Annotated in this window: 8 protein-coding genes; 3 read left to right on the forward strand and 5 right to left on the reverse strand. The window is 70.3% G+C overall.

What is annotated here, in order from left to right:
• Positions 1–15: 15 nt before the first annotated feature.
• A complete protein-coding gene (locus AB0I83_RS19535) occupies positions 16–960 on the reverse strand; it encodes a helix-turn-helix domain-containing protein (protein WP_356535083.1) in 945 nt (314 codons plus the stop codon).
• 172 nt (positions 961–1,132) lie between these two features.
• Between AB0I83_RS19535 and AB0I83_RS19540 the strand changes: the two genes are divergently transcribed.
• Entirely contained in the window at positions 1,133–2,173 is a 1,041-nt protein-coding gene (locus tag AB0I83_RS19540) for an NAD(P)-dependent alcohol dehydrogenase (protein ID WP_356535082.1), read from the forward strand.
• A 185-nt stretch (positions 2,174–2,358) separates the two neighbouring features.
• On the opposite strand, the gene AB0I83_RS19545 is transcribed toward AB0I83_RS19540, so the two are convergent.
• The 3 genes from AB0I83_RS19545 to AB0I83_RS19555 are packed head-to-tail and all read right to left on the reverse strand — an operon-like array spanning position 2,359 to position 7,033.
• Entirely contained in the window at positions 2,359–3,930 is a 1,572-nt protein-coding gene (locus AB0I83_RS19545; RefSeq protein ID WP_363305477.1) for a GMC oxidoreductase, read from the reverse strand.
• Between the two features lie 32 nt (positions 3,931–3,962).
• A complete protein-coding gene (locus AB0I83_RS19550) occupies positions 3,963–5,567 on the reverse strand; it encodes an APC family permease (RefSeq protein WP_363305478.1) in 1,605 nt (534 codons plus the stop codon).
• Positions 5,564–7,033, reverse strand: a complete 1,470-nt coding sequence (locus AB0I83_RS19555) for an aldehyde dehydrogenase family protein (RefSeq protein ID WP_363305479.1) — start codon at positions 7,031–7,033, stop codon at positions 5,564–5,566. The genes AB0I83_RS19550 and AB0I83_RS19555 overlap by 4 nt, the downstream gene beginning before the upstream one ends.
• A gap of 454 nt (positions 7,034–7,487) precedes the next feature.
• Between AB0I83_RS19555 and AB0I83_RS19560 the strand changes: the two genes are divergently transcribed.
• Together AB0I83_RS19560 and AB0I83_RS19565 are read left to right on the forward strand one after the other, a co-directional pair.
• Positions 7,488–7,931, forward strand: a complete 444-nt coding sequence (locus AB0I83_RS19560; RefSeq protein WP_363305480.1) for a subtilase-type protease inhibitor — start codon at positions 7,488–7,490, stop codon at positions 7,929–7,931.
• Between the two features lie 220 nt (positions 7,932–8,151).
• The gene (locus AB0I83_RS19565; RefSeq protein WP_363305481.1) at positions 8,152–9,549 is read left to right on the forward strand and encodes an MFS transporter; all 1,398 of its coding nucleotides are present in this window, start codon (positions 8,152–8,154) and stop codon (positions 9,547–9,549) included.
• Between the two features lie 120 nt (positions 9,550–9,669).
• Here the strand turns inward: AB0I83_RS19565 and AB0I83_RS19570 are convergent, their stop codons facing one another.
• Positions 9,670–10,023, reverse strand: coding sequence for an STAS domain-containing protein (locus AB0I83_RS19570; RefSeq protein WP_363305482.1), 354 nt, complete (start codon positions 10,021–10,023; stop codon positions 9,670–9,672).
• Positions 10,024–10,065: the final 42 nt, after the last annotated feature.

Here is a 10,065-nt window from a genome sequence, read left to right on the forward strand (position 1 = left end):
GTCCGCCCGGCCCGCCTACTGCCTGCCCTGGGCGGATGTGCCGGCCCGTGTCGCGTCCGTACCCCAGCTCGCGAGCAGACGCAGGGCCTCGGCGGACGCCGAGCCGGGCTCGGCGTGGTAGGCGACCACGGACTGCTCGGCGTCGTCGGGCAGTGAGAACGTCTCGAAGGAGAGCGAGAGCTCACCCACCAGGGGGTGATGCAGTCGCTTCACACCGTGGCTCTTCTCCTTGACGTCGTGCGTGGCCCACAGCCGCCGGAACTCCTGGCTCTTCACGGACAGCTCACCGACGAGGGCCGAGAGACGGGGGTCGTCGGGATGGCAGCCCGCGTCCATCCGCAGGTAGCTGACGATGTCCGACGCCTTCTGGTCCCACTCGACGAACAGCTCGCGGTACTCCGGCTTCAGGAAGACCAGGCGCGCCCAGTTCCGCTCCTGCGGCGGCAACTCCGACCAGTCGCCGAAGACGGCGGCCGCCATCCGGTTCCAGGCCAGGATCTCCGAGCGCCGCCCGAAGACGTACGCGGGCACACCGTCCATGGTGTCGAGCAGCTGGTGCAGTGTCCCGCGCACCCGCTGCTGCCGCGCGGACGGCTTCCTCTTGTGGCGCTTGGGCTTCGCGAGGTGTGTGAGATGCGCCCGCTCGGCGTCCGTCAGCCTCAGGGCGGACGCGATCGCCTCCAGGACCTCGGCGGACACGTTCTGCCCGTTGCCCTGTTCGAGACGCGTGTAGTAGGCCACGGAGACCCCGGCCAGCTGGGCCAGCTCCTCCCGGCGCAGGCCGGGCACACGGCGGTGCCGCCCGAAGTCGGGCAGCCCCACGTCCTCCGGCTTCAGCCGCGCACGGCGGCTGCGCAGGAACTCGCTGAGCTCGGCTCTCCGGTCGAGGGCGTGCCCCGTGCCGCCACGGGGAGCCGCTTCGCCGGAGGACCGCCGTTCTGGTGCGGGCTGATCGTCCATGCGTCCAGTATCCACGGTCGTACGCACGTCATCCTGACCCCGCCAGTGGTAGGACCACCGGACGTACGCATAACCGTGGTCTGGGTGAAGCGCGCGCGTCGGGGCATGCTGGACCGCGTGCCCGGATCGAAGTCTGCCGGGCGACAGGACCACTCCTTAGGAGAACTCCCGAATGACCACTGTCCCTGCGTACGCCGCCCCCTCCGCCAAGGCCCCGCTGGAGCGCACCACCGTCGAGCGTCGCGCGGTCGGCGAGTTCGACGTCCTGATCGACATCAAGTTCGCCGGCATCTGCCACTCGGACATCCACCAGGCCCGTGACGGCTGGCACGAGGGCATATTCCCGATGGTGCCGGGCCACGAGATCGCCGGCCTCGTCACCGAGACGGGCTCCGGCGTCACGAAGTTCGCGGTGGGCGACCGGGTCGGCGTCGGCTGCATGGTCGACTCCTGCCGCGAGTGCGAGAACTGCAAGGCGGGCCTCGAGCAGTACTGCGTCAAGGGCAACACCGGCACGTACAACGCCCTGGACAAGAACGGTGAGCCCACCTACGGCGGCTACTCCACGCACATCGTCGTGGACGAGAACTACACCGTGCGCATCCCCGAGGGTCTTGCGCTGGACGAGGCCGCGCCGCTGCTGTGCGCGGGCATCACGACGTACTCCCCGCTGAAGCACTGGAAGGCCGGCCCCGGCAAGAAGGTCGCCGTCCTCGGCATGGGCGGCCTCGGGCACGTGGGCGTCAAGATCGCGCACGCGCTCGGCGCGGAGGTGACGGTCCTCTCGCAGAGCCTGCGCAAGAAGGACGACGGGCTGAAGCTCGGCGCGGACCACTACTACGCCACCAGCGACCCGAAGACCTTCGAGGAACTGGCCGGCACGTTCGACATCATCCTGTCCACGGTGTCCGCACCGCTGGACTTCGGCGCCTACCTCTCCCTCCTGAAGACGGACGGCGCGCTGGTGAACGTCGGCGCCCCGGAGGAGCCGATCTCCGTCAACCTCTTCTCCCTGATCGGCGGCCGCAAGTCCCTCTCGGGCTCCGGTATCGGCGGCATCCAGGAGACCCAGGAGATGCTGGACTTCTGCGCCGAGCACGGGTTCGGCGCGGAGATCGAGCTGATCGCCGCGTCCGAGATCAACGAGGCGTACGAGCGCGTGCTGAACAGCGACGTGCGGTACCGGTTCGTGATCGACACCGCCACCATCTGAGGTTCCTCACCTGCCGTCGCGGCCGGCGGCCCCGTCCGGTCCGGCCGTACGGCGAGTGATACCTACCGACGCCTCCCCGGCAGCACGCCGGGGAGGCGTCGGCGCTCTCGTCCCCCGTGCGCCGTCTCCCTGCTCCTCGATCGCCGCCTGTGCGGCACGGTGCGGGACGCGCCACCGGCTCCAGGTCAGTCCCGGTCCTGCCTGATCATGTCCGCGCACTTCTCGCCGATCATCATCGTGGTGATGCAGGGGTTCACCGCGGGGAGGAAGGGCATCACGGACGCGTCGGCCACCCGCAGACCCCGCACCCCCTTCACGCGCAGCCGCGGATCGAGGACGGCCTCCGGGTCGTCCGCCGCACCCATTCGTACGGTGCCCGCCGGGTGGTAGACCGTGTTGTGGGTCCGGCGGATGTAGTCGAGCAGTTCCCCGTCGGTCACGGCGTCCGGCCCCGGCGCGAGTTCGCGGCCGGCCCAGGACGCCATCGGCGCGCGGGAGACGATGTCCCGGGCGAGCCGCAAACCGTGGGTCATGACCCGTACGTCGTGCTCGTCGGTGAAGTAGCGCGGGTCGACCCGGGGCTTGTCCCGGAAGTCACGGGTACGCAGCCGGACGGTGCCCATGGAACGCGCGCGGGTGACGTTGGGGGTGAGGCAGAAGGCGTTCTCGGAAGTCGGGTAGCCGCGCCGGTAGGTGTTCATGTCGAAGGGCACGGACCCGTAGTGGAACATCAGGTCGGGGCGGTCGAGGCCTCCCGCGGTGTCGGCGAAGATGCCGATCTCCCACCACTGGGTGGACGAGGTGACCATGGGCTGCCTCGCCTCCCACATGATCACCCCTTCGGGGTGGTCCTGGAGGTGGGCGCCGACCGCCGGTGAGTCGACCCTGACCTCGACGCCGGTCTCGCGCAGATGGTCCGCAGGCCCGATCCCCGAGAGCATCAGCAGCTTCGGTCCGTCGATGGAGCCGCAGGCGACGACGACCTCGCGGCGGGCGCCGACGGTGCGCGAATGGATGAGGTCGGGCGCGAGGTACTCGACGCCGGTGCACCGCTGTCCGTCGTCCAGAACCAGTCGCTTCGCCTGCAGACCGGTGCGCACCTCCAGGTTGGGGCGCTGTCCGAGGATCGGGTGCAGATAGGAGACGGACGCGGACGAACGGGTGCCGTCGGGGCGGGCGTTGATCTGGAACCAGTGGGCCCCGCGGGTGACCGTCGTACCGGTGTTGAAGGGCGTGGTGGGGATTCCGGCGTCCGCGCAGGCTTCCAGCAGAGCCGTTCCGCAGGGGTCGTTCGGCGGGATGGTGCGGATGGTCACCGGGCCGCCGCGGCCGTGGTGGTCGCCGGGCGCGTCGTTGGTCTCCAGCCGCTTGTAGAGCGGGAAGCAGTCGGCGGCGCTCCAGCCCTCGCACCCGAGGGCGGCCCACTCGTCGAGGTCCTCGGCAGGCGCCCAGAAGGCGATGCAGGAGTTGTGTGACGAGCAGCCGCCGAGGACCTTGGCCCGAGCGTGCCGCATGAAGCTGTTGCCGTTGTCCTGGGGCTCCACCGGGTAGTCCCAGTCGTAGCCGGACTCCAGGAGCCCCATCCACCGGTCGAGCCGCAGGATGTTGTCGTCACCGACGTCGGAGGGACCGGCCTCCAGCACGCAGACGGTGACGGAGGGGTCCTCGGACAGCCGGGCCGCGACGACGGCACCGGCCGTCCCTCCGCCCACCACCACGTAGTCGAACTCGTCCTGCGGTCGGCTCTCGACGGACATCTGCGTCTCCAGAGATCAGGGTTGTGGGTGGGCTAAGGACTGTCGGCGGTCGGCGGTGCGGGCGTCTGCGGGTCCTTGACCTCGGTGCGGTGGCTCTCCAGGACCCCGGTCCTGTGCCGCTGCACGAACCAGTAGTAGGTGAAGCCGCCGAGCCCGACGATGCCGATGAAGACGAACGCGCCCCAGCGCAGGTACCAGTGCTGCGGCCCCGTCGCGTTGTAGACCTCGGCGCGCGGCCAGGCGAGGTTGAGGGCCATGCCCGCTCCCCACAGGACGGCGACGATGTTGATGGGGAGCCCGAACCGGCCCAGCGAGAAGCTGCCTTCGGCGGGTCGCCAGGCACCTCGGAGCCTGCGGATCAGCATGGGAGCGGTGACCATCAGATAGGCCAGGTAGATCATGATGACGGCGATGCTGGTGATCACCGAGAAGATCTGCGGCTGGTTGATGTTGACCACCAGGATGACGACGCCCACCACCCCGATCACGACGGCCGGCACCACGGGGGTCTGGAAGCGGGGGCTCACCCGGGCCAGGACCGAGCCCGCGGGGAGGTTGTTGTCCCGCGCCATCGCGAACATCAGCCGGATGCCGGCGGCCTGCACGGCGAGCACGCACACCGTGATCGCGACGACCACGCACCACAGGAAGATCTCGCCGACGGTCGAACCGAGTGTCTCCAGCACCACGTACTGAAGACCGCCCGTCGACAGCTCCTTCGCGGCCAGGTCCGGCACGGCCAGCAGTGCGAAGAGCAGGATCAGGCCGCCGATGAGGAACGAGGCGGTGAGCGCGCGCAGGATCGCGCGGGGTGCGTTGCGGCTCGGGTTGTGCGACTCCTCGCCGAGCGAGGACGCCGTGTCGAAGCCGTACATCACGTACGCCGAGGCGAGTGACGCGGTGAGGAACGCGCCGAAGTACCCGAGGGTCCGTCCTTCGCCGAGCCCGTAGGTGTCCGTGAGGACGCTGCTGGGGCCGCGGGTGATGTGTGCGGCGAGGAAGATGATCAGGGCGACCGCGGCGATCAGCTCGATGAACACACCCGCCGAGTTGATCCGGGCCATGAGCTGGACCCCGAAGGCGTTGACCAGGGTGGAGAAGAGGATCAGCACCGTGCCGAGGAGCACGGCGTTCTCCGCCGCGTCGTTCTTGCCGCTGCCGTCGCCGACGAACTGGAACCAGCTGTCGATCTGCGGGAGGGTGATCTGGTAGGCGAGCGCCACGGCCGAGAGCGAGACCATGGTGGCGGTCATCATCATCCAGCCGCCGAGCCAGCCGATGTGCGGGCCGCCCATGCTCTTGGCCCAGTTGTAGATCGAACCGGCCACCGGGTAGCGGGCCGCGAGCTCGCAGAAGCACAGGGCGACCATCAGCTGGCCGGCGAAGACCATGGGCCAGGACCACCAGTAGGCCGGGCCACCGAAGTTCACGCCGAAGTAGAACAGCTGGAAGGTGCCGGTCAGGATCGAGATGTAGCTGATGCCCGCGGCGAACGTGTGGAAGTTCCCCAGGGTGCGCTTGAGCTCGGGCTTGTAGCCGAGCTCGGCGAGTGAGTCGTCGTCGTGGCTGCCGTCGGCCCGGGTGCCGGGGCGAGGTGTGCCTGCCGGTTCGGGACTCGTCGGGTCGGACCGGCTCATTCGAACCACCTCTGCGGTCGGGCTGCGGTGTTGCGCCAGATGTGCTTGGCCTCCTGGTACTCCGCGAGACCGGCCGGGCCGAGCTCACGGCCCACCCCGGACTGCTTCATCCCGCCCCACTCGGCCTGCGGGACGTACGGATGGAAGTCGTTGATCCAGACGGTCCCGGCGCGTAGGCCGGCGGCGACCCGGTGGGCCCGCTCGCCGTCCTGCGTCCAGACGGCCCCGGCCAGCCCGTAGACGGTGTCGTTGGCCAGGGCGACGGCGTCGGCCTCCTCCTGGAACCGCTCGACGGTCAGGACCGGGCCGAAGGACTCGTCCCGTACGACGGACATGTCCGGGGTGCACTCGTCGAGCACGGTCGGCAGGTAGTAGAAGCCGTGCCGCAGCGCAGGGTCGTCGGGGCGGGCTCCCCCGCAGCGCAGCACCGCTCCCTCCGCGAGCCCCGCCGCCACGTAGGCCTCGACCTTGTCCCGGTGCGCGGCCGAGATCAGCGGCCCGCTGCGGGCCTGTTCGTCGAAGGGGCCGCCGAGCCGGATGTCCCGGGCGCGACGTACGAGCTCGTCGACGAAGGCGTCGTGCAGTTCGTCCTGCACCAGCAGCCGGGCACCGGCCGAGCAGACCTGCCCGGCGTGCAGGAAGACCGCCATCAGCGCGTAGTCGACGGCGGTGTCGAACTCCGCGTCGGCGAACACGATGTTGGGGTTCTTGCCGCCCAGTTCGAGTGCGATCTTCTTCACGGTGGGCGCCGCCGCCGCCATGATGAGCCGTCCGGTGGCCAGGCCCCCGGTGAAGGAGACCATGTCCACGCGGGGGTCGGAGGTCAGGGGTGCGCCGGCGGTCGCTCCGGCCCCGAGTACGAGGTTCGCCGCTCCGGGCGGCAGTCCGGCCTCGGTGAGCGCGTTCATCAGGAGGACGGCGGTGTGCGGTGTCAGCTCACTGGGTTTGAGGACGAAGGTGTTGCCCGCCGCGAGCGCGGGGGCCACCTTCCAGGCCGTCTGCAGGAGCGGGTAGTTCCAGGGCGTGATCAGTGAGCAGACGCCGACGGGTTCGTGCACGACACGGCTGTCGACGGCGGGATCACCCGTGTCGACGACGCGGTCGGTGCCACCGGAGGCGGCCAGGTTCCCGAAGTACCGGAAGCAGTTCGCGATGTCGTCCATGTCGTACTCGCTCTCCACGAGCCGCTTCCCCGTGTCCAGGGTCTCGGCTCGGGCGAACGCGTCCTTGTCCCGTTCCAGGATGTCGGCGACCCGCAGCAGCAGCCGGCCGCGCTCGGCGGCCGGCGTACGGGGCCACGGCCCCTCGTCGAAGGCCTCCCTCGCGGCGGCCACGGCGGCCACCGCGTCCCGCGGCCCCGCCTCGTCGACGGTGGCGACCAGCTCGCCGTCCGCGGGGCAGCGGATGTCGCGCTTTCCGCCCTCGGTCGCGGCGCTCCATCGGCCACCGATGAACAGCTCAGGCATGGCGTCCCTCCGGGATCGCTCCGGGCTCGCACGAAGACAGGGGGGCCGAAGCCGAACGTGTCGAGCTCGCCACCCAAAGTAAGTGTCCGGCAAGGTGTCCGCGCGGCGGGCGCCGCCGTTCCGGCTGTCGCGCCACCGCGGTGCGGCGGCTGCCGCGCACACCTCGAATCCGGTACGCGGGCACCGGTTTCCGGCCTGAGTCGGTACGTTCGCGCGAGAACCACTCGAATGTCATTGCAGGTCAGGCGGTAGTTTTGGGTTGTACCAATCGATCGCGTCCACATGTCGGACACCTTCCGATCGGGTCGCGCACCGCACCCGAGCTGCCCGAACGGTCATTCGGTAGGCAGGGTTGGCGCGGGTCGGGCCGGAAAACGCTGATCGATGTGCGATCACTGCGTGCAGCCGCAAGACTCCCGTCCGCAGTCACACCTCGACCGAAGGGCATTCACCAATGCGTCACAACATCAGCAGGATCGGCGTGATCATCGCGACTTCCGCACTTGCGGTGGCCGGTACGACCGCGGCGGGCGCGGTGGAGGCCGGTCCCGTGCGTTCGGCGGGCCTCTACGCCCCGTCGGCCCTGGTCCTCACGGTCGGCAAGGGCGACACCGCCTCGGTCACCGTCCAGCGGGCCGTGACGCTCAGCTGCGCACCCCGCGCCACCGGCACACACCCCGCGCCCGGCGCCGCCTGTTCGGAGCTCCGCTCGGTCGACGGCGAGTTCGGCCTGCTGGCCAGGCCGCAGTCGCAGGGCAACTGCACGCGCCAGTGGGACCCTCTCGTGCTCAGCGCGACCGGTGTGTGGCAGGGCCGCAACGTCTCCTGGTCGGCCACCTACGGCAACGCCTGCGAGATGCGGGCGAGCCTGACCGGCGGGTCCGTCTTCGCCTTCTGACCCGGCCCGTCAGGGAGCCCGGCCGGGCGGGCGAGGCACCGCCCGGCCCTGCGGTCTGCCGAGCCCGTCCGCCCGGCAGACCGCGCACGCCCCCAATGGTGGCTGCGCGCACAGCCCCCGGCCGAACTATGGTGTCCCGCCACATACGCCGCTGACCTGCCCCTTCCTACGGTATGGCGACACGGAAACGTCCCCGCCAAATCGTCCGGAAGTGGTATCCATGGCCGCCCCAGCAACCGCTCCCCCGCCCCCGTCGAACCTCCGCCGCATCGTCGCGGCGAGCCTCGTCGGGACCACCGTGGAGTGGTACGACTTCTTCCTCTACGGATCGGCTGCCGCGCTGGTCTTCAACAAGCTGTTCTTCCCCGGCTCCGACCCTCTCGTCGGCACCCTCCTCGCCTTCCTCACCTACGCGGTCGGCTTCGCCGCGCGCCCGATCGGGGCCCTGGTGTTCGGGCACTACGGGGACCGGCTGGGGCGCAAGAAGCTGCTGGTGCTGAGCCTGCTGATGATGGGTGGCGCCACCTTCGCCATCGGGCTCCTGCCGACACACGCCACCATCGGATCCGCGGCACCTGTCCTGCTCACCGTCCTGCGCCTCGTGCAGGGCTTCGCACTGGGCGGCGAGTGGGGTGGCGCCGTGCTGCTCGTCTCGGAACACGGCGACGCGAAGCGGCGGGGCTTCTGGGCGTCGTGGCCCCAGACCGGCGCGCCCGCCGGGCAGCTTCTCGCCACCGGCGTGCTCTCCGCCCTCACCGCCCTGATGTCCGAGTCCGCCTTCGAGGCCTGGGGCTGGCGCATCCCCTTCCTGCTCTCGGGCGTACTCGTGGTCCTCGGTCTGTGGATACGCCTCTCCGTCGACGAGTCGCCCGTCTTCAAGGCGGCCATGGCCCAGGCGGCACAGCGCAAGGCCGCCGCCGGGACCACGGAGAAGATGCCGCTCGTCGCCGTGCTGCGGCACCACTGGCGCGATGTGCTGATCGCCATGGGTGCGCGGATGGCCGAGAACATCAGCTACTACGTGATCACCGCGTTCATCCTGGTGTACGCGACGACGGCCGCCGAACTGAGCAAGCAGACGGCGCTCAACGCCGTACTCGTCGCCTCCGCCGTGCACTTCGCCGTGATCCCGCTGTGGGGCGCGCTGTCCGACCGGGTCGGCCGCAGGCCCGTCTACCTGATCGGTGCCGTCGGAGTGGCGCTGTGGATGTTCCCCTTCTTCGCGCTGATCGACAGCAGGAGCTTCGGGAGTCTGCTGCTGGCCGTCACGGTCGGCCTGATCTTCCACGGCGCCATGTACGCACCGCAGGCGGCGTTCTTCGCGGAGATGTTCGCGACCCGGATGCGCTACTCGGGGGCGTCGATCGGGGCCCAGTTCTCGTCGGTCGCCGCCGGGGCCCCGGCGCCGCTCATCGCCACCGCGCTGCTCGCCGAGTTCGGCACGTCGACACCGATCTCGCTGTACGTCATCGCCGCCGCGCTGATCACGGTGCTGGCGATCGTCTGCGCCAAGGAGACCAGCAACCGGGATCTCGAAACGGTCGGGACCGGAGGATCGCCCACGGAGGGGGAACCGACCGAGCTCTCCGGGGTTCCCCTCGACCCGGCCGCTCCCTGAGCGGGCTGTCGGGCCGTCCCCAGGTCCCGGGGGCGTGGGGACGGCCCGGCGAGAAGCGGCCCCGGATCCCTACGCCGCGCCGCACGCCGTACGCGGGGCCCGCATCCGGACGCCATCGCGTCAGCCGTCGACGGGCCTCACCCGGTCGGCGCCCTGCGGCAGGGTCAGCACCTGGTCGACCCCCGTGAGTTCGAAGAGATGGGTGAGTTCCCGGCCCACGCCCACCAGGTGGAGCGACGTACCCGCCGCCAGGGCTTCGCGGTGGGCGAAGACGATCTCCGAGATACCCACGGAGTCGCAGAACACGAGCCGGGACATCTCCAGGACGAGTGGCTCGCGCGCACGCGGAATAGCCTCCTCGACGGCCCTGCGGAGGCGGTCCGCCGTGAGGTGGTCGAGCGTGCCCGCGAGCCGCAGGACGACGCTGCCGGCAGGGCTCTCGTCCATGGTGAGCACCAGCGCGTGATCAGGCATCTGTGACGCTCCACGTGGCCGAGCGGACGGTTCGGAGTGCCG

Source organism: Streptomyces sp. NPDC049970, from assembly GCF_040660235.1.
Lineage (GTDB): Bacteria > Actinomycetota > Actinomycetes > Streptomycetales > Streptomycetaceae > Streptomyces.

Coding starts and splice junctions, on each gene's coding strand:
- AB0I83_RS19535 (WP_356535083.1), bottom strand. CDS start 960: ATGGACGATCAGCCCGCACCAGAACGGCGGTCCTCCGGCGAAGCGGCT.
- AB0I83_RS19570 (WP_363305482.1), bottom strand. CDS start 10,023: ATGCCTGATCACGCGCTGGTGCTCACCATGGACGAGAGCCCTGCCGGC.
- AB0I83_RS19540 (WP_356535082.1), top strand. CDS start 1,133: ATGACCACTGTCCCTGCGTACGCCGCCCCCTCCGCCAAGGCCCCGCTG.
- AB0I83_RS19555 (WP_363305479.1), bottom strand. CDS start 7,033: ATGCCTGAGCTGTTCATCGGTGGCCGATGGAGCGCCGCGACCGAGGGC.
- AB0I83_RS19560 (WP_363305480.1), top strand. CDS start 7,488: ATGCGTCACAACATCAGCAGGATCGGCGTGATCATCGCGACTTCCGCA.
- AB0I83_RS19545 (WP_363305477.1), bottom strand. CDS start 3,930: ATGTCCGTCGAGAGCCGACCGCAGGACGAGTTCGACTACGTGGTGGTG.
- AB0I83_RS19550 (WP_363305478.1), bottom strand. CDS start 5,567: ATGAGCCGGTCCGACCCGACGAGTCCCGAACCGGCAGGCACACCTCGC.
- AB0I83_RS19565 (WP_363305481.1), top strand. CDS start 8,152: ATGGCCGCCCCAGCAACCGCTCCCCCGCCCCCGTCGAACCTCCGCCGC.